The sequence below is a fragment of the Gammaproteobacteria bacterium genome (assembly GCA_041395725.1).
GTDB lineage: Bacteria > Pseudomonadota > Gammaproteobacteria > Pseudomonadales > Pseudohongiellaceae > NORP240.
In genome coordinates this window covers 981,402-1,001,239 of the sequence record JAWKZW010000001.1, presented here as the reverse complement: position 1 = coordinate 1,001,239, position 19,838 = coordinate 981,402, and the positions used below count along the sequence as shown (strand labels likewise).

Genomic DNA, 19,838 nt, shown 5'->3' with positions numbered 1-19,838 from the left:
TGGAGGAGTCGGGCATCCCATGGAAGGTTCCCAGTGGATTGTACTCGCAGTCTTTGTCGGCACTATTCTGGCGCTGCTGCTGACCGAAAGGCGCCCGAGCTATGTGTTTGTCTTCGCTGTTCTGGTGTTGATGCTGACCGGGCAGCTGACGTTCGATCAGGTGCTTCTGAATGTCACTAATCAGGGCCTGGTCACTCTGGTACTGCTGCTTATCGTGAGTGCGGCGGTGGAAAAAACTTCACTGATCAAGCGGCTCGCCAGAACCCTGGTGACCGTCGATTTCAAGCAGTCGTTTTTGCGGGTTATTACCCTGGCGTTTTTTTCCTCGGCATTGTTGAACAACACCGCTGTCGTAACCAATCTGATTGGACCGATCAAGCAGAATCAGCACCACGCGCCATCGAAATTGCTCATTCCTCTGTCCTACGCGGCGATTCTCGGCGGCACAGTCACGCTGATTGGCACGTCAACCAACCTCATTGTTGACAGTTTTCTTATCGAGCATGGCCACCCGGGGTTTGCCTTCTGGGATTTCACTCTTTACGGCCTGGTGGCGGGGCTGATCTGCGGTGTCGTGATGTTTGTACTGCATCCGTTATTGCCGAATATTCAGGTCAAGGCGCCGGATTTCCAGGAGTACTTCATCGAAGCGGAAGTTGAGCCGGATTCAGAGCTGGTCGGTAAGAGCGTCGAGCAGAACCACCTGCGCAATCTGCCGGAACTTTTTCTTGTGGAGGTCATCAGGCGCAACAAACTGATCAGTCCAGTAAACCCCGATCTGGTGATCGAAGCACAGGATAAGCTGATCTTCAGCGGCAATCTCCATAAGGTGGAAAGCTTTGGTCAGATCAAGGGCCTGACACTGTTTGCGGAGAACAGTGGCCTGCTGAATGAAAACCTGACCGAAGTCATCGTCTCGCACCGGGCCCAGATCATTGGCCAGACCCTGAAAGCGCTGGGTTTTCGCGCACTTTTTGATGCGGCGGTTGTCGCCATCAGGCGTGACGGCGAACAGCTATCCGGCAAGCTCGGAGACATTCGCCTGCAGGTGGGGGACTTCCTGCTGCTGGCCACCGGTCCTGACTTTGCCAGTCGGGCCAATCAGAGCAGAAACTTTATTATTTTGACCGAGCATACAATTCCGACCAGGTTGCGTAGCAGTCACGAACTGCTTATTTTTGGTGGGTTTCTTTCCGCAGTCCTGCTTGCTGCATTGTCATTGCTGAGCTTACCGGTAGGCCTTTTTTATCTGCTGGCGCTGCTGGTTTCGCTGGGACTCGTTACCAACGGAGAAATACGGCGAAACCTGCCGGTCAATCTGATTGCCGTGATTGTGGGTGCGCTGAGTCTGGCGACGGCACTGGAGCAGTCCGGGCTGGTAGGCCTGTTGCTTTCCAGTGTGATGCCGCTATTGCTGGATGGCGGCCTGGTGTGGGCACTTATCGTGGTGTATATCGTCACCTTGCTATTGACCGAGTTCGTCACTAACAACGCCGCAGCTGCGCTCATGTTTCCTTTCGCCTACGGCGTTGTAGAGGCATTGTCGGCCCCCCTGATGCCTTTCGCTCTCGCGGTCGCATTCGCGGCCAGCGCCAGTTTTATCTCACCCTACGGGTACCAGACTAACCTGATCGTCTTCAATGCCACTGCTTATCGGTTCAGACACTTCGCCCGTTACGGATTGCCCATTTCGATCGTGTACTCCACGTCCATACTGAGCCTGTTGATCTGGAATTTGCCGGATTGAGGAATGATGCGGCGGAGGTCCTGCCTTCCGGGGGATTGCCATTCAGGCAGAGCTACAGTGCTTCGCCTGAATGGCAGAAAAGTCTAGTCACGTGCCGCGATAGCTTCGATTTCAACAAACATCAGAGGCTGTCCCAGGCGTGCGATCTGGAATGCTGAGCGAGACGGCAGGTTTGGCTGTTCTGTGGTGCCGAAGAATTGTGTGTAACCTTCCATAAAGCCGGCGAAGTCCATAACATCTCCATTGGCAGGGTCACCCACCAGGAAAACCGTCAGCTTGATGATATTGCCTATCCCCATGCCCTTGCTTTCGAGGTTTTCCTTGATGCGATTCATCACGCTGATGGTCTGAGTTTTTGTATCGCCATAGTAAGCAGGATTACCCAGCCCAGCTGATGGGTTGGCTACCGTAGGTGTAGCGCCACTCAAGAATACAAGCCCTGTTCCTGCACTGACCTCGACAGCTTCCGAGATAGGAAACGTTGAACCATTCGGTAACGGATAACGAGTCACATCAGCGTGGCTGAGACTGACTCCAAAGGCGCAAAGGAGCAACGCAGCGAAAGACCTGGAAGCGAATCTGGTGAACAAACTCCGGGTAGCGGTTGAGGTGTGAGAGGATGTCGACATGCTTATCTCCGTCATATTCGAATAATTAATGAACTGACAAGCCAGGTTCTGGTACCTGGCAGCGTCGGGGTATTGTACCCACATTCCCCGTCGAGATGCTAAGCAGCCTCTAGTCCTGAATAAGGAGATCTGGCCCGTGCCAAACGGACAGATTCAGTTTGCTGGTCTCGACTCCATAGAAACCGGCAACCGCATGATTATTGCCAAGATCAGTTATGCCTGGCAGCCTTGAACACTTAAGGTAGAGCAGTGTGGCCGATCACACCGATCGGCTTTCAGAGAGCAAAACGTTCCACTCAAGACGGCAGGTCTTTTCTGCGCAGCATTCGGGCGGGTATGAGGGAAAGCAGCAGCAGGATACCCAGCGTCACATAGATCGGTGGCCAGGTGAGGGGTTGCGGCGGGGCGGCGCCCAGCGCGACTTCTGCGGTCGTGCTGCCCACTGTGGCGCGATAGCTGGTATCGTAATTTCCAGTGAAGGTGAAGATGCCGACCGGGTCGGTTTGCAGCGTGGCAATCGTGTTCTCCGGCTGAGTTGCCAGTGCGACCCGCACTGGAAGATTCGCGGCGGGGCTGCCATCGGCCTGGCTGACGACTCCGATAATGAGTGCGCCGTTGCTGAGCAGGTCCAACTGTAATTCCTGGGCAGTAAGCAACGACGCGCAAAGTGCGAGACACAATCCTGTCAGTAGCCTGGTGAGCTTATTAGTGAACATGCATTGGTCCTCCGTCGTGGCTGTGCGGGACACCAGCAGCACTGTCGGTTGTCGCCGGACCGTGCACGTGTCCCTGCTCATGCAAATAACCGTGCAACTGGAACAACAGCAACAGAAAACCAAAGAAAATCAGTGCAGCATTGACGACGCGGGTAATGGGTTCCCAAACGGTGGTTTGCTGCCAGGCCCGGATCACGACGCCCATCACCAGCAGAGCCGCGATCTGTCCCAGTTCCACGCCGAGATTGAAGAACAGGATCTTGCTCAACAGTCCGCTTTCTGTCGCCAGTGTAAGGTCCTGTAAACGTGCCGACAGGCCGAAACCATGTATCAGGCCGAAGGCAAACACCATGTAGATCAGGCTCGGTGCCGCAGTGCCCAGCCAGCGTCGAAATCCGTCCAGGTTCTCAAAGCCCTTGTAGATCACGGTCGTTGCGATCACGGCGTCAATCAGATAGTGATCTGCACTGATACCAGCATAGGTGGCGAACACTAATGTAATGGTATGACCCACAGTAAAGGCCGTGACGAACTTGAGGATGTCGACGAAGCGGGTCAGGAAGAACATGACACCCAGCAGGAACAGCAGGTGGTCGTATCCTGTCAGCATATGCTCGGCGCCGGTCCAGATGTAGTCCATTATGCCGCCGTTCTGCATTCGCTCCCGTGCAACTTCCGACACGTCATGGGCCAGTGTGTGGCTACTTGCCGCTGACAGCAGCACCAGAACACACTGCACCGCGCGTTTGAAGATTCCCGTCATGCAATTTGCCCCCGATTCCTGAAGTTGGTTCGAAGCCAGTTACTCACTCCCCAGCCGATGCTGGTGTGACCCTTTATTTCAGGCTTCTGTGTTCGGCTTCAGAACTGATAATTGATATAGAACCGGAATGATCTGGGTTCGAAGACGTGGTAATGGAAGTCTTCCACCGGTTCCGCTTCGCCGGGCAGTTGTGACTCGTAGAAATACTCCACGTCGTGGTCATCGGAATCCAGCAGGTTCAGAGTGTCCAGCGTAAGCTGCAACCTTGGCGTTACCTGATAGCCAATGCGGAGATTGACCATGCTGCTTCCATTCGCAGTTTCTCCTCCCCCCACGGGAAATTCGCCAAAATGGCGGAAACGCAGGTAGGCGTTGAGCCGGTCGGTGGGCTGAAAGTTGATGCCGCCACTCACAACATCCTGCAATGCCCCGGCTATGTCGCGGCTGCCGTCAACGGGATCTTCGAAGCGGGCCTTGGAATAGGAGTACTCAAAATCCAGTTTCCAGGCTTCATCCAGCTGGTAGTAGGCGGAGAGCTCCACGCCATGACGCTTGCTGGCCATGCCGGTGTCCTCGGTATTTCCCGCGTCGCCGACAAACAACAGTTCCGAGTCAATCTCCAGATGCCAGAGGGCGACCGAGGCATTCAGCCGGTCACTGACGAAAGTGCGGAAGCCGATTTCCGCACCCAGGGTGTCAACAAGGGGATCGACAGGGAGGACATTTTCACCCGTCACCGGGTCCAATGAAATGGTTGTACCGCGGGCATCGTTGCTGTGGAAGCCCTGCCCGATACCCACATACACCTCATTGCTGTCGTTCAGGGCGTAGGCTAGATTCAGGGAGGCGGTGACAATGTCGTCATCAGCCGTGCCTGAGTTCAGGCTCAGAGTGGCGGGATTGGCCGCTGCCAGCGCCCTGACATCAAAGTCATAGTAGTCATAGCGCAGTCCGAAAATACTGCGCAGGCGGTCAGTAAGCTGCAGTTGGTTCTCCCAGTACAGGCCGGCGCTCCACTGGTCAACACTGTCGAGTCTGATGTCGCCGAGAAACTGTCTGGCAGCGGTGCTGCGCAGACCTACCTTGCGAATGTCATCCCGTCGCAGCTGGGTCCCGAAGGTGTTGGTCATCTCCATGCCGTTCAGGCTGGAGGTTTGCTGCCACTTGAGTTCGCCGCCGGAGACCAGGCGCTTGTCCGTCTGTTGAAATTGATCCCCTGAATCCTGGGTAAAGTAACTGAAGTTTGACCACAGCTCCATGTCGTAGTCGATTGCGTAGGCTGCCCCCGACCATCTTCCATTTTCAGTGTCTCTCTGCCAGTTAAGAGAGAGGCTGTAGCGGGAGGATTCACCGCCGACGGTGGTGTCAATGGAGCCCAGCTTGGTAATCAGACCGCTTCGCACGGCTCGATCAGGTATCTGGTCGGCCGAATTCCAACTGTTGTCATAGCCCATGAATTGCAGGGCAAAGCGGTTGTCTCCGGCCTGCCAGCTTTGCTTCAACCACAGATTGGTTTTTTCAATGTCCTCATCGATCGCGTCCCAGGGGCCCTCGTATCCCTGCAACTCCAGGCCATAAACGAAGTCGCCGCCGAGAGTTTCAAGCCCACCGGTTGCCAGCAGACGATTGAACTTGAATTCCCCGATGGCCAGTGAGACTCGTGGCTCCGGGCGATGAGCAAGGGATGTCATGTGGGCGGCCCCGGCACCGGAGAAGTCACCGACCTCAGCATAATAGGAACCTTTTCGATAAGTTATCTCTTCCACCAATTCTGGAATGATAAAGTTTAAATCTGTGTAACCCTGGCCATGTCCATGCGTGCGCATGTTAATGGGCATTCCGTCGATGGACGTGGCGAAGTCGGTGCCGTGGTCAAGGTTGAACCCGCGCAGGAAAAACTGATTGGCCTTGCCGCTGCCGCTGTGCTGGGTGGCCACCAATCCCGGTACGGACTCCAGTATTTCACCCGTACGCAGCAGCGGACGCGCCTGCAGCTCTTCGTGACCCACACGACCCTCGGAGGCTGAAACTGCCGTTCCCACCAGGTTGACCCGGCGGCCTATCACCTCAATGGAATCCACTGTCACCGGCTGGGCTGTCAGTGCACTGGACCAGGTCGCGAGGCTTGAGAGCAACACAATCCGCGAAAAACTGGGCATGGGTTTAAACTCCTTAATTATTTCCCTGATAGAGAGATCCGTGTTAAAAACGTGGCTCGAAAGCATTCAACTCCCGGCGCTCATTGGTTCGGCGTCGGCCCCTACAGAGGCTGCGGGAATTCTGCTCTGCGGAGGCTCGAAGCTGGACGGTGGAGTGTCGTCGAGAAGCCCGGCACCAACAAGCACCGCTTTTGGCGTGCTTTTTAATACATATAAAAAACAACAGGTTAAGTGCGATTTGAGGGTCTTTCGGGGAATCTTTAAAACCGACTCGCTATAGAAGTTTTGCACCTTTGATCAGAGCTTTGTGCCTGACTGAGATCTTGCGCCACAATCTGAAAGGGTTTTCCGAGGCACAGGATTGGTTTGCTGCATAGCTGCAGGGGAGAAAGGGAAGAACCATCAAGCGATTAATCGATTAATCGATTAAGAGACCAAGAGACCAAGAGACCAAGAGGCCAAGAGATCGCGAGAGAAGCTGCCAGATCGGCGGCAGGCACAATCAATGGACAGGACGGGCAATCAGGCAGGCCAGAATAGGCAGGGGAAGAACCTCGGTGACCATGGATAAGAATCGTCATTCACACAATGCTCTCTCCAGCACGCTGGGTGAGCTCGAACTGCTTTTAATGGAACATATCTGGGCGACTCCGGGTGTGGATGCCAGGAGTCTGCTGGAAAAAATGACTGTGGAGCGGCGTATGTCGCTCAGCACCGTGCAATCCACCCTGGAGCGGCTGGTAAAAAAGAACTATTTGAGCCGGGAGAAGCAGGGGCATGCTTTCCGCTATTATCCGCTCCAGAGCCGCGGAGAACTTATGGGTTCCATGTTGCGGGATGTTATTCAGCTACTGCACGATGGCCAGGCCGACACCATCCTGAGCAGCTTCGTCAATGTAGCCGAGCGTCTGGACGGTAACGCGCTTGACCAGCTGGAAGCACTGATTCAGAGGAAGCGGCGTGATCGGAGGGATCATGAATAGTCTACTGACGGTGACAGGCTCCTTTGCTACAGTCTGGTTAGGTACCTGGTTTCTCTGCAGCTCCCTTCTGTTGATTCTCTATCCTCTGCTGCGTCGACAATTGTGTCGTCTGCATCCTGCGGATGCCAGTTCTCTGTTGCTGGTTCTGTTGGCCTTTCCGGTAGTATTGAGCCTGGTCTCAACAATGTTGCTGTTTACGCCGGGGCTGGAAGCCAGTCTGGTCGCTGAGCACTGCCACACAAACTGTCAGGCGCACGCTCCGCTGGTTGAGTCACCGTGGTTGGCCGGCATCGGTCTGGCAGTATTGGCTGCGGTTCTACTGTTGCTGGCTGCGCGATTCAGATTCCACGTCAGCGTCGGGCATCGCCTGGCAGGCCAATTGAAAGCGATGGGCAGGCCTGGAAAACACTATTGGTTGATTGACGATGAAAATCCGCTGGTGTTTACGCTCGGCTGGTGGAAGAACCATATTTTTCTGACCAGTGGACTTCTCAATCGGTGCAGTGAGACGGATGTGACGATCATTCTCGCCCATGAGCGTGAGCATGTGCGCCGGCTGGATAATGCACGCCTGTTGCTGGCCCGATTGTTTCTGCTTGTTCTGCCTCCAGGGCTTGGTAAGAAACTGTATGCGGACTTACATGTTTTCACGGAATCAGCCTGCGATCTGGCCGCAGCCGGGGGCAGCGATAACCTGGCGGTGGCAACTACCCTGCTGAAAGTTCAACGCCTTGCACCGAGCCAGTTTGATTATTATGGCGCCACGGTCAGTTCGGCATTTACCGGCGCTGAAATCGAACGACGTATCAGAATATTATTGAGTCCGGCCGCCCGCAGTGCGCCACACAGTTCAGTGCTCTGCGCGCTTGGATTGCTGGTCTGCAGCGTGTTGCTGGTTGATCCTCTGCACCACGGGGTGGAACTGTTCTTTCACCTGGCGGATTTTCCCGTTATCGGGGCTAGAACCGGTGGAACAGGTTGAACTGCAATTGCCCCTTGCCCAGGTTGTCGGTTTCCTGGTGCATATAGCCAAACTGCAGGCGTATTGAGTCGGTCAGGCTGTAACCGAGCGCGGCATAGGTGCGATTGCGATCAAAGTAATCCACCTGTCGATTGTTGCCGATGTCCTGCTCCAGGTTGACGAACAATTCGTTATAGAGGGAAAGGTAGATCGCGCCCTGCCCAAGGGTGTCCTGATTGAATGGGTAGTTCAGGGCCACGAAATAACGGAAGCGGGTGCGAAAATCCTGATCGTCAACGTCCCGCTGCTCGAAACGGAAGCGGTGGGTCAGAAACACCTTGGAGCCCAACAGCTGAGGTACCAGGGCTTCCTGGTACAGGCGTCTTTCCCGGGACTTGTTGTCGCTGCGACCGTAGGCGCCGGAGGTGATATGGGCCAGGCCGAGGGTATAGGTGACATTGGAATCTTCCGGAGACCAGGTTGCGCCGCCCCGGACCAGCAGCTGTTCCAGGTCGCCTCCCAGGTCCCAGTTACGGTGTTGGATATCTCCTTGAAAACCGAAGTTGCTGTTTTCCAGCGAGGTGTTCCACAGGTACATGTACCAGGCGCCGGTTTCGTCTTCATCGACCTGGGCAGAAACGGCAGGACTGACTGTCTGGGCTAATACAAGCCACGTGAAGACAACAAGAGGGTGCTTCATTACTACTCCCATACAGCCGGTGGCCGCGTGGATGAATTTGGGCCCGGCTGATCTCAGGTTCAGGTTCAGGTATCGTAGGGCTTCTGGAGTCCCCGACAGGGCAGGGGGTTTTGGCGTGCGCCTTAAACAAGTACCCCGAGCTGAAAAGATTGGATTTCAGTTCGGGGTAGATTCAGTTGCATTAAGACTGTTTGCCTTCGCCCCGAGAGTAATGTCACTGTCGGGGCGAATCAAGCGTTAACGATGTCGCTTGAAGGATCCCAGCGGTTTCTTACGGTCTGCGTCTTCAACTTGCTCCGTTTCGAGGCTGGCTGCGTCGATCACCGGGACATCTTCGAATCGGCGTCGAAATGGCGGTCTGCCTTTGTAGTTGACCGTCCAGACGCGCTCGGTTTCCAGCACTTCGTCGGAGGCTTCAAGTCGGGCCACATCAGCCGCAGGCAGTTCGATCAACTGACGCTTGAACGGGGGACGCCCGGAGAAGTCGACTTTCCATACTTTGACCATTTCCTCGCCGGTTGTATCCGCCAGGACTGCGGATGTCGACAGCGAGAGCAGGGCGCCCGCGAGACATGTAGCGAAGACTGAATTACGCATGATTACTACCTCCGTATCAACGATATTTCATCCAGATTTAAACAGCGAAATCAGTGTACTGAATTAGGGCACAGTTCATCTATAGAAATACCCGTAATTGGCTATAGATCATGTCTATCACTACACAGACGAATGCCCGGTATGCGCCAGAGGCCAATAAACAAGGGGGTTTTAGATGGGAGCTGAGTCTTGTTTTGCGCATTGCACCATAAAAGTGCGTAAAGCCCTATGCTCGGGCACGTTTTTCGAGGTTGAAAAAATAACTTATTAAAAAACAAGCAGATATAAATGGCCTGGAATTTGCAACCCTGTGATTCAGAGAAATAACAAGTCTCTCCAGATTACAGGAGCAACCCATGTCACAATGCCCAACAGGAGCGTCGAGCCTGACTCGCCGGGGAATGTTGATTGTTCTGGCTTTTGTCGGCTTTACAGGAGCTGTCGATGTGCAGGCACAGGAACAACTGGATTTCAGTGCACTGTTTGCCCACAGCGTGCCCCTCAGCGCGTCCAGTGCCGGCAGTTTCTCTGTGAGTGGAACGCTGGGCGGGATTGAAATGGAGTTTCTGCTGGACACTGGTGCCAGTATGGTTACGGTCAGTTCGGCGCTGTTTAAACAGATACAGGATGGGGGCGGCATGGCTGTCAAGGTTCGCCGTGTTGGGGCGCGCCTGGCGAGCGGCAAGGTGGAAGTGTTGGATGTCTATCAGGTTGAGCACTTTTCACTGGGCAGCGGGTGTGACCTGGGCCCCGTAGAAGTAGCCGTCCTGAAGCAGGGCGGGCGCAATCTGTTGGGTATGAATGCTCTGCAACAGGCGGCCCCCTTTGCTATTTCAACTTCGCCCCCGGTTCTGGGGCTGTCGCAATGCGGCTATACAGCGCAACAGATTTCCCTGCGGGACTGAGCAGACTCCGGCTCCCGAAATGTGTCTGCCCGCTGTGTCCGGAAGCGGAGATTGCGGGTCCAGCTCTGCAGCTTCCTGCCAGCCGTGGCCAGGGGGCTCCGGTTGCCAGACTCAGTCCAGTGCCTTGATGACTTCGCGGGTCAGAGCCCAGCGGTCAAATCCCTGCCGCCCGTAGTCCAGGCCACGTCGCACAATCACCAGGTTGTGTGACGGCACGACCACCGTGTATTGCCCGCGATTGCCCGAAGTAGAGTAGGCATCTTTCGGCACGTCGTCACGATTTTCCGGAACCAGCCACCACTGCCCCCCGTATTGACCGCCGCGACCGACTGTTGCCGGTGCCGGAGTGCGGACGAATTCGATCCATTCCTCTGACAGCAGTCGTTCACCGTTCCAGACGCCATTCTGAAGATACAACAAACCAAACCGTGCCAGGTCACGTGCATTGGTGTACACCTGGCTGCTGAGAATGAAGTCGCCGAAACGATCGGTGCTCACCAGGGTATTGCGCATGCCGATCCGGTCCAGCAGTGCTGTGCGGGGGAACTCCGCATAAGCTTTTTCGCCGCCCAGGGCCCGCTTCATGGCATAGACACCCAGCAGAGTGTCATAGTTCTCGTAGTCCCAGTGGGTGCCCGGTTCGCGAATCAGTCCGCGGCTGCGGGCACCGGCAACGGAGCTGGCGCCTGCCCAATAAGACAGTCCGGAGCCGGTGGCATATTCCAAGCGATTATTGTCGATAGTCTCCAGTCCGCTGGACATGTTGAGCACATGGCGCAGAGTTATGCCATTGCGTGGATCGTGTTCACTGTCGGCGGTCTGCGGATACCAGTCGAACCCCAACGGCTCATCCAGCGCCATTCTGCCCTCGTCCACCAGCATGCCGATCAGGGTGGTGGCTATGCTCTTGGCTGTCGACCAGGTGCGGGTTCGCGTACGCATGTCAAACCCGGGCGCGTAGCGCTCGTGAATGATCTGGCCATTGTGAACGACCAGCAGACTGATGGTGACCTGCTCGGGGGAAGGGCGGTTGAATGCCCAGTCGGAGGCTGCCTGCAAGGCTGCCGCGTCGACATTGTCAGGTAGCCGGGTGTCTTCTATGAGATCGCCGTCCGGCCAGGGAATGCGCGATGGATCACCCGGCGGCATGGGTAGCGTGAGTTCTGGCAGCCGATCGATGTCCGCCAGAGACTGATCCGGCGGCAGGATAATACAGCCGATGCCTTCGCGAAACACGGCCCGCATGGTAGGCACGGTGCCGGCTTTGCCAACCTCCACGGCCTTAAGGTTCCAGTACACCATGTAATCCCCGCCAGCCGCTGTGCCGACCGGCTCAGGCAGGAAAGCCAGTTCCTGGGCGAAAATTTCCTCCATGCCACGATGGGAGGTAAACAGGCCATTGCACATGAAGACAGCCTGTTGACCGCGGCTGATCATTTCCCGCTGGCTTTGCCAGTAATCGTAGGATTCGTCCTGTTGGGCCAGCGCTGACGTATGGCCGAGGCATAAGGTTAATGCCCAGAGCAGGGTAGTGGAGAGTTTTTTCATCAGAGTCACCTTCCGGTTAAGTCATGGACTGTTAGAATGCCGGGTACCGCTGAATGCTGCCGATCAGGGTGGGCAATTCTGCCCCGATCGGTCAGACTGTCCCCAGAGAATAGTCTTAAACGAGGACGGATTAAAGTGGTTGGGGTTGGGCCGCAAGGAAACTCCGCCGAAGCGGGCAGCAGCCAAGCGCCTTTTTACCCGAAGAAATGTGGTCGAGGTGACCTCTCAGTGGAGAACAGGGATCCCGCTGTTTTGGCAAATGACAGCTGTGGATCCTCCCGGGCACTGGTGTAGACACTTCCTGCGTTTGACCGTCTCTGACATGGGGTGAGCGTTACAATCAGTGACTGGACACGGCCGGATATCGGGGCTAGTGTTTACGCATTTTGCGCCACGTGGCTGAAACTTGTTCTGCCACGCCAGACTGGAATGTCCCGATGCTTGTTAATCCGCTTTATCCGTTGCGAAAATTCCTACGTAGCACCTCAGTCTTATTTATCCTTTTGGTGGTCGGATTAAGTAACGGAATTGCTGAGGCGCAGCAGCTTCTGCCGCGCGTGACGCGAATCGCTGAAGCCGACAATGATTTTCAGCTGGATGGCGACCTGGACGAGGAAGTCTGGAAAAACCTGCCAGTCATTGACGGTATGCAGGTCATCGATCCGGATACTCTTGTCGATGCGCCTCACGAAACCCACGTCCGCATGTTTTACAGCGAGCGCGGCATCTATATCGGAATCATGAATTTCCAACCCCGGGAAACACTGGTGGCGCGCATGACTTCCCGGGACACCCGATTGGCCCGGGACGGTGTGGTAATCGGCATCGATCCTTCCGGCCAGGGACTTTATGGGTACTTTATCCGCCTTAATCTGGGCGAAACCATGACCGATGCCACCATCCTGCCGGAGCGGCAGATGAACATGCAGTGGGACGGGAACTGGAACGGCAGAACTTCGGAACTGGACGATGGCTGGAGTGCCGAGGTCTATATTCCCTGGTCCATGATGGCTCTGCCCCAGGACGATACCAATCGCGTGATGGGGTTTTACTTTGAACGTCAGGTTGGCTACCTGAACGGCGATACCTGGTCCAATCCGCCACTGCCCCGGACAGTCAATGAATTTCTGTCGGCCTTTACCAAGTACGAAATGCCGGGTGTTGAACCCACTAATCAGCTGACCTATTTCCCCTTTATCGGCGGCGTGCATGACGGAATCCGGCATGAGGATACTTATAAGGTAGGGGCGGATATCTACTGGCGCCCCACTCTGAACACGCAGTTGTCCGCCACGCTCAATCCGGACTTCGGCAGTATCCAGGCGGATGACGTGGTGGTGAATCTGACTGCCTTCGAACAGTTTTTTCCCGAGCAAAGGAATTTCTTTCTCGAGGGCCAGGATATATTTATTACCCATCCGCGCCATTCCAATCCCGGTGGTCCAGGAGGACCTATTCAGTTAGTGAACACGCGCCGCATAGGGCGCGCCCCGATTTTCGATGTGCCGGACGATGTGACGGTGGTGCCCACCGATCTGAGTGCACCCAGTGACCTGCTGGGCGCGGTCAAGTTCACCGGTCAGTCGGGAGCGTTTCGCTACGGAACTCTGCTGGCGTCCGAGGACAACATGGAGATAGACGGCGTACTCGAAGACGGCAGCAAGTTGACGCTCGAGTCGGAGGGCCGGGACTTTCTGGTGGCGCGGGTGCTGTATGAGGACACGGCCCAGGGTGGGCGTCGCAGTATCGGCTGGATGGGTACGAGTGTAAACCACCCGGAAATCGATGAAACCGTGAATGCAATCGACGCTCACTATTTTTCCGCCGACAACCGCTGGGTCATCGATTCCAGCTTTATGCGCTCCGACAAGGACGGCGAAACGGGTTACGGCGGCATGGCGGATTTCGGCTTCCGGCCCGAGCGTGGCAAGCAGCACACTGTGCGTGCCACCTACTTTGATGAAAAACTGGATATCAACGAACTCGGATTCCTGACCCGTAACGATCAGATGAACCTGGATTACAACTACAGTGTGGTGGAATCTGACATTCCCTCACTGCGTTCGCGCAACACGTTTTGGATTGTCACTAATCAGTGGAATGTGGATGGCCGCCCGGTGCGCCTGGGCATGTTCTTTAATCAGAATTACAACTTCCTAAATAACGATACCTTTTCTTATTCATTGCGCGTGTTCCCCAGCCGGTTCGATGACCGGCTCGGACGTGGTACCGGGGATTTTAAAATCCCCACCCGCTATGCAGCCAATGTGGGTTTTGAGTCCGATCCTTCCGTGCCGCTGGCGTTCAACGTCGGCCTTGACTGGAATACCGATGATCTGGGGCCCGCCAATGTTACAACCAGCGCCGGAGTCGTCTGGCGGCCAACCGACCGCTTTTCTTCGGAAATAAACGTGCGCTACACGGACCAGGAAGCGTTGCTGTTGCACCGCGGCGGTGGCAGGTACACCAGTTTCGAAGCCCATCAGTGGGCCCCGAACATGGAGTTCAACTATTTCATCGGTCCGCGTCAGCAGATCCGCTTCTCAATGCAGTATAACGGTTTGAAAGCATACGAAGACCGGTTCTGGCAAAGCTCACCGGAAAGCGGCGATCCGCTTACACCAATTGCCAAACCCAACGATACGCCGGATGATTTTGTCATCAGCCGGATGACCTTTCAGGCCCGTTATCGCTGGGAAATAGCGCCATTGTCGGATCTTTTTCTGGTCTATACCCGCGGCAGCAACCTGCCTCGGGACAGCTTCGACAATTTCTCCGATATGATCGAAAGGACCTGGAATCAGCCAATCGTCGATACCTTCGCGTTTCGATTACGGTACCGGTTCGGTTCGTAGCAGGTTATTGAAATAGCCCCTGCATCAACTGCTTCGCAGGTGGATTTCTATAGCCAGAGATGCAGTTCGTCAAAAGCCTGTTGCCCCGTCTGAAGGGCCATCAGAATGTATGCTGAAGGCTGAGGCTGATCCGGTCGCGATCCGCGAACTGCCCGAACAGACCTGCTCTGATACCGCTGAACGATTGGGCCGCCAATTCCACTGACAGGGACTCCGTCAGCGCATAATCGATACTGAATGAAGTCAGGTGGTCGTCGTCCGTGAACGAGCGGTACCATCTGGCCTCCATGGTCAGCGTATCGTAGAGGAAAGTTCTGCGGAGAAAAAAGGTGGCAACCTGGTCCTGTGCCGGGCGCACGAGGTTTGCCGGGGCATCGCTGATATGGTCGACCAGAAACTGGACGTTGGCGAAAATCGCCAGCGGCCCTTCTACATCGATTCCCACAGCGCCGCGGTGCTGGTCCAGTTGAGTTGCTTCCAGGCCCAGGGGTGATCGGGAATTGAAAAAGCGGTCAGGCTGATAGGCATATTCGGCGCGAAACACTGCTGATCCGAACCCCATGTCGAGGCTGAATCCCACGGTGTCCTGACGCTCGTAGTAACGTTCCAGCACTAACTCCTGCCCTGCCTGCTCGAGCCGTCCCAAAGGTTCTGAATCCATGCCCGAGTAGGCTACCAGGCTGAACTCAAACAGGTCGATAGCTCGGGTCATACGCAGACCGACGCCGGTTTCTGCAAGCGACAATCCGGGTTGCTCATAACGGAGCGGTGGGGTTGGCTGAGCTGTGCTGCTGCCAAATCTGAAGCGGGGTGCCTGCAGTTCGAACCAGGCACCGCTGTTCGGGATGGTATGCCCCGAGCTGTCGGGGATGATCGCCAGTTCGGCCCGCCAATCCCCCAGGGTGTAATCAAAATAGCCGCTCCAGAGGCTGATACGGGAATCCTCGAAGTCGTCAATTATAAACTCGCGAAAATCCTGCGGATTGAGTACGTCCAGCACTTTGATGCCGTCAAGCCTGCCCCAAACGATCTGCTGCTTGCCGAATCTTGACAGTCCGGCACCCTGGCGGAACTCAAGGTACAGGTCGCGAATCTCCGCTGTGCCAGTAGGTCCGATATTTAAAGGCTCGCTGGCGGGCGTGTAGTTTTCCAGTGGCCCCCGGCCCGGTTCCAGCAGGTCTTTGGCGTCGACCCGGAGCCGTCCGGAGGCGCGCAGGGCGACGTTATCAGACAAGGTAAAATCGAATGCCGGCAGCATCTCCAGCTGCCCCTGCATGGAAATTTCGGAGTCAGTGCCATAGCCGTAACTAAGGTTTGAGGAGAGAGAAAAGTCTTCCAATTCCGCTGCTGACGAGATTGCCGACAGTCCTAACGCACACCCACTGATGGTAGCGAGCAGAATTCTAACCATGTTGATGTCTTCTCCTAGTCGGGCAGACCGCGACTAAGCGTCTGCGGTTCAAAAAGTGCATCACCAAGTGCCGGTTGATACTCGATATCGCGAAAAGAGAATTCTGTGGTATGGCCGGTCTGCAGATTGGAAGCCTCAATCCGCAGCGGCGTCCAGATACCATCGATCAGCTCGAAGGCATGGACTACGATTGACTTCAGTGGCTGTTCTCGCCGGTCCACAAAATCTATCGCCACCGGCATCCAGCTTTCCTCGTCGATACTGGCAGTGAAAGCCCCATAGCCCAGTTCCTGGGCGGTTCGATCGTCTTTCGGCGTGCCTTTCAACCGGTGCAGGACGCGACCTTCCTCTGTTACCTGGCCATCGTACTGGAAATCCCAATCGCTCAGCTTGAACTTGAGTTCCGATTGAATGTCCTCGTAGGAAAAGTCGGTGCCCAGGAAACTGTTGCCTCGCTGGGAGGCCGGGATGCGGCGAACCCGACGGCTGGTCGGCAGGTACATCCAGCGTTCATCGGTGGCTGATGGTTTATGGTAGTCGTGGCTGAGAAAAGTTACGTCGCGGCTCTTCGACGGTTCCAGGAAAGTGATTCGGGTCATGCGCAGTTGGTCGTCACTTTGCTTGTGAACCAGCGCAACGCGGTTCTCAACCCTTCCCCGACGACTGGTCAGTGCCATATCGATGGTACGGCGCAGGGCTGTACCCTCCGCCCGGCTGGCAACCGCTTCGGCGATGCGTTGCGCCTGGTCTTCAGCTTCCGCTCCATTGGACTGGCTGCTGAAGCCCATCAATACCGCTACCATCAGCAACAGCGATACCGGTACAAGGTATCTGCGCCGGGGAGCGGGTCGGTGCCCGAGCAGGTCTTTTTCCACGGCGAACAGGGCCGGGACCATCAGCAGGGCAGCCAGATAACTGGTGAATGATGCCACGGTAATCAGACCTCCGAATCGAATGAGTGTGGGTAAATCACTGATCATCAGTACGGAAAACCCGATGCCCAGCGCCATTGAGTTGAAAAAACAGGCCCTGGCGATTGGCGGCAGGGTCAGTCGGGCCACTTTCTTGAGATCTCCCTCATGCTCCAGCATACCGGTGTGCAGGCCATCCACCAGGTGGATGGCGAAGTCTACTCCGACCCCGAGTGCAATGGCGGCAAACATGGAGGTGGCCGGCTCCAGGTAGATTCCCAGGTATCCCATGCAGGCGTATAGCAGCAGCACGGTAAAAGCCACCGGCAGCACGGAGATCAGGCCTTTAATGGTTGACCTGAAGACCACCATTGCGGCGGTAAGTACCAGGATCAGGGAAAGGAGAACACCATTGAAATGAGAAGTCTGCAGGCTCAGCATCCAGTTATAGCTGATGTCCACGTCGCCCGTGAGGGAGGCGGTCAGCCCCGGTTGATTGAAGTTGTCCTGCAGGTAATGTTCCATGGCTTCAACGGCCTGCCGGGTTTCGCTGAAATAGTGGGCGTCGAGCACGCCGCGGACCAGTACTCGCTGATAGTCGGCATCGATCTCCTCTTCGAAGTCGGTCGGGTCTCCGGACACCTCGTAGACGAACAGTGTTTCGGCAATGCCGGCGTCGGTATCAGGCAGCACCCGGGCAGCAATTTCGGCCGCCGACAGGTCCTCGATCGCGCCGTGTAACTGGCTGAGGTAGTCAACAATGGAGACTGTCTTGGTTACGAACGGCTGTTGCTCCATATACTCCTGCAGGGCGCGGACCTTTTCCAGGTTCGCTACCTGCAGCATGCCATCCGGTTGATCGGCTTCGATGATGACGTCGAGAAAGGCCGTACCGGCAAAGCGCTCATTGATGAGTTCATCGGCAATACGGATAGGCTCGTCGCTGGCGAAATTTTCCACCTGGGAGCGGTCGATGCGCAGCATCGACGCACCGTAGAAGGCGATCAGGCTCAGCAACACAAATATCCCAAGAGTGCTGTGATAGCGCAGCGGTGAAGAAGTACCAATGTGGGCCAGGAACTGACCGACACGGCTGGGGCGATTTTCTTTCCAGTTCCTGAACGCCGGACTGTGCCCCGGACTGATTATCAGCAGCACGTTGGGCAGGACAAACATGGAAAACAGCCAGGCCAGTGCCACCCCCAGGCAGGCAAAAATGGCGAAAAACCTGATCGGGGGCATGATTGATATGAGGGCGATACCGATGAAACCGGCCATGGTGGTAATGGAGGTGAGGGTTATTGGTCGCGCCATGGTGGCCATGGCCGACACGATCAGATCCCGCTCGCTGGCGTCCGGTTCCTGTTCCCGATGCTGGTAGTACGAGGACAGAATATGGATGGCATCAGCCACCGAGATTGCCACGATAATGACCGGCAGGGCATTGGTGATGGCGTAGTAGGGCACGCCACTCCAGGCCATGATACCCAGGGCGCCGCCGGCGGCACCGATGACCACAACCAGCGGGCCGGGCAGGGCGGAGAAGCGGCGAAATGCCAGGTAAATAAAACCCAGTACGACGATGAAAACTATGGGTTGGAGTTTGCTGGCGTCCTGGTCGATGTAGCTGCTCAAATAGCCACTGACTGCTGCCGGGCCGGCCACATGAATGGCAACGGCATCGCTTTCGATCCCGGCGGTCAGCTCCAGCACCTGCTGATAGGTTTCGGCGGCCAGATCGGAATCCACCAGTTCGGCCATGATGACAGCGCCGCTTTCGTCCTCACTGACCAGAGTGCCCTGATGGGGCGTCATGGAAAGCCAGCGGGCCCGGCTGTCGGCAATGAACTCCGGGCTGAGCTCGAAAGGGTCTATATAAGGGTCTACGAAGATTGCACCACCGTCACCGCTGATGGAGGATTCCGTTGCCAGGCTTGAAACCCGGTCAAATTGAATATTGGGCAGGCCGGCAATCTGTTGGGTCAGTTCATCGATGAGTGCCAGTGTCCCGGCACTGAAAATCGAACTGCCGTCGTTGGTAATGATAGCCACGGCCATTGTGTCCGATAAACCGAACAGCTCTGCGGCTTTCTGGTCAGCCAGCAGGGCCGGGTGACCTGGCGGGATGAAAGCCTTTACTGAGGTGTCTTTGACCAGTTGGGTTAATCCGGAAGCCGTCAGCGCTATGATCAGCAGGGCACCCACGAGTGCCAGGCGTGGATGGGAAGTGACGGTCTGGAAAAAGTCCCGAGTTCTGGTATTCAGTAAAAACATCAGCCGGCCTTTTTGTAATTTTTGATCTCGATGTGTTGTTGCCAATGTTCCTTGCCGTGCTGGTACATACGCTGTTCAAGTTCAAGCCATTCCAGTACGTGATCCGGTATCAGAGGCGAAGTGGCACCTGGTGCCACGATGTTGGCAACCTTCTGGGCGGGGACCCATGCCCCCTTTTTGCGCAGACCTGCCCGGGTGACGCCGACCGCCACATAGCGCTGCTGCTTATCGAGGAAGCAGTGTTCCAGGTAAAACCAGTGGTTATCCCAACCGAGCAGGCGGGTCAGGACGCTGTAACTCTGCCATAGCTTCATTGAATGGCGGAAGCGGGTAAAACCGCCTCCCAGAACAGGCCCCCAGCGGTTCTGGCGGATGGCGCTGGCGACGCCGGTCTGCATCATCCACTCGGCACGTGCCACATCCATGATCTGCAGGTAGCGGCCGTTGTTCATGTGACCGAAGGCATCCAGATCATGAGGTAAAACGCGGAACCGGCTTTCACAGGCATGACTGTGATGGCGCGGACTGACCGTCATATTCTTGAGCAGGACAAGTAAGAGTCGCAGGTACAGGTTCACGGCGGGATCGTTTTTATTCGAATTACTGGAGCGCTGATACATTACAGGATTAATTTTACCCGTCAACCATGTAACCTGGCTCTGTGAGCTTTTGTGGCAAA

15 protein-coding genes are annotated in these 19,838 nt (G+C 55.9%); 5 read left to right on the top strand and 10 right to left on the bottom strand.

All coding sequences use genetic code 11. The annotated features are described in order from the left end of the window. Nucleotides 1–19: 19 nt before the first annotated feature. Nucleotides 20–1,747 carry an SLC13 family permease gene (locus R3F50_04380; protein MEZ5489542.1) on the top strand — a complete coding sequence of 576 codons (1,728 nt, stop codon included), beginning with the start codon at nt 20–22 and terminating at the stop codon, nt 1,745–1,747. Between the two features lie 83 nt (nt 1,748–1,830). Here R3F50_04380 and R3F50_04375 read toward each other — a convergent pair whose 3' ends face one another. The 4 genes from R3F50_04375 to R3F50_04360 all read right to left on the bottom strand — a co-directional run bounded on the left by R3F50_04375 (nt 1,831) and on the right by R3F50_04360 (nt 6,014). Then, nucleotides 1,831–2,376: a RidA family protein gene (locus R3F50_04375; GenBank protein MEZ5489541.1), complete on the bottom strand. Its 546-nt coding sequence runs from the start codon at nt 2,374–2,376 to the stop codon at nt 1,831–1,833. A gap of 296 nt (nt 2,377–2,672) precedes the next feature. Further along, nucleotides 2,673–3,092 carry a hypothetical protein gene (locus R3F50_04370; GenBank protein MEZ5489540.1) on the bottom strand — a complete coding sequence of 140 codons (420 nt, stop codon included), beginning with the start codon at nt 3,090–3,092 and terminating at the stop codon, nt 2,673–2,675. Beyond that, nucleotides 3,082–3,855: a HupE/UreJ family protein gene (locus R3F50_04365; protein ID MEZ5489539.1), complete on the bottom strand. Its 774-nt coding sequence runs from the start codon at nt 3,853–3,855 to the stop codon at nt 3,082–3,084. Before R3F50_04365 ends, R3F50_04370 begins: the two co-directional genes overlap by 11 nt. A gap of 98 nt (nt 3,856–3,953) precedes the next feature. Then, nucleotides 3,954–6,014: a TonB-dependent receptor gene (locus tag R3F50_04360; GenBank protein ID MEZ5489538.1), complete on the bottom strand. Its 2,061-nt coding sequence runs from the start codon at nt 6,012–6,014 to the stop codon at nt 3,954–3,956. Between the two features lie 563 nt (nt 6,015–6,577). On the opposite strand from R3F50_04360, the gene R3F50_04355 reads away from it, so the two are divergent. Both R3F50_04355 and R3F50_04350 read left to right on the top strand, forming a co-directional pair. Further along, on the top strand, nt 6,578–6,997 hold the full coding sequence (locus tag R3F50_04355) for a BlaI/MecI/CopY family transcriptional regulator (GenBank protein MEZ5489537.1): 420 nt from the start codon (nt 6,578–6,580) through the stop codon (nt 6,995–6,997). Continuing rightward, nucleotides 6,990–7,979, top strand: a complete 990-nt coding sequence (locus R3F50_04350) for a M56 family metallopeptidase (protein ID MEZ5489536.1) — start codon at nt 6,990–6,992, stop codon at nt 7,977–7,979. The genes R3F50_04355 and R3F50_04350 overlap by 8 nt, the downstream gene beginning before the upstream one ends. On the opposite strand, the gene R3F50_04345 is transcribed toward R3F50_04350, so the two are convergent. Further along, nucleotides 7,957–8,658 (bottom strand): DUF2490 domain-containing protein, encoded by a 702-nt coding sequence (locus R3F50_04345; protein ID MEZ5489535.1) that lies wholly within the window; start codon nt 8,656–8,658, stop codon nt 7,957–7,959. The genes R3F50_04350 and R3F50_04345 overlap by 23 nt on opposite strands. Before the next feature lie 237 nt (nt 8,659–8,895). After that, on the bottom strand, nt 8,896–9,255 hold the full coding sequence (locus R3F50_04340; protein MEZ5489534.1) for a hypothetical protein: 360 nt from the start codon (nt 9,253–9,255) through the stop codon (nt 8,896–8,898). A 356-nt stretch (nt 9,256–9,611) separates the two neighbouring features. Between R3F50_04340 and R3F50_04335 the strand changes: the two genes are divergently transcribed. Further along, complete coding sequence (locus R3F50_04335) at nt 9,612–10,160, top strand: retropepsin-like aspartic protease (GenBank protein ID MEZ5489533.1); 549 nt, start codon at nt 9,612–9,614, stop codon at nt 10,158–10,160. A 111-nt stretch (nt 10,161–10,271) separates the two neighbouring features. Here R3F50_04335 and R3F50_04330 read toward each other — a convergent pair whose 3' ends face one another. Next, nucleotides 10,272–11,708 (bottom strand): serine hydrolase, encoded by a 1,437-nt coding sequence (locus tag R3F50_04330; GenBank protein ID MEZ5489532.1) that lies wholly within the window; start codon nt 11,706–11,708, stop codon nt 10,272–10,274. A 557-nt stretch (nt 11,709–12,265) separates the two neighbouring features. Here R3F50_04330 and R3F50_04325 point away from each other — a divergent pair. Beyond that, the gene (locus tag R3F50_04325) at nt 12,266–14,563 is read left to right on the top strand and encodes a DUF5916 domain-containing protein (GenBank protein ID MEZ5489531.1); all 2,298 of its coding nucleotides are present in this window, start codon (nt 12,266–12,268) and stop codon (nt 14,561–14,563) included. A gap of 100 nt (nt 14,564–14,663) precedes the next feature. Here R3F50_04325 and R3F50_04320 read toward each other — a convergent pair whose 3' ends face one another. The 3 genes from R3F50_04320 to R3F50_04310 are packed head-to-tail and all read right to left on the bottom strand — an operon-like array spanning nt 14,664 to nt 19,803. Continuing rightward, entirely contained in the window at nt 14,664–15,974 is a 1,311-nt protein-coding gene (locus tag R3F50_04320; protein MEZ5489530.1) for a DUF1302 family protein, read from the bottom strand. Nucleotides 15,975–15,988: 14 nt separating this feature from the next. Further along, nucleotides 15,989–19,159 carry an outer membrane lipoprotein-sorting protein gene (locus tag R3F50_04315; protein ID MEZ5489529.1) on the bottom strand — a complete coding sequence of 1,057 codons (3,171 nt, stop codon included), beginning with the start codon at nt 19,157–19,159 and terminating at the stop codon, nt 15,989–15,991. Beyond that, the gene (locus tag R3F50_04310; protein ID MEZ5489528.1) at nt 19,159–19,803 is read right to left on the bottom strand and encodes a thioesterase family protein; all 645 of its coding nucleotides are present in this window, start codon (nt 19,801–19,803) and stop codon (nt 19,159–19,161) included. Before R3F50_04310 ends, R3F50_04315 begins: the two co-directional genes overlap by 1 nt. Nucleotides 19,804–19,838: the final 35 nt, after the last annotated feature.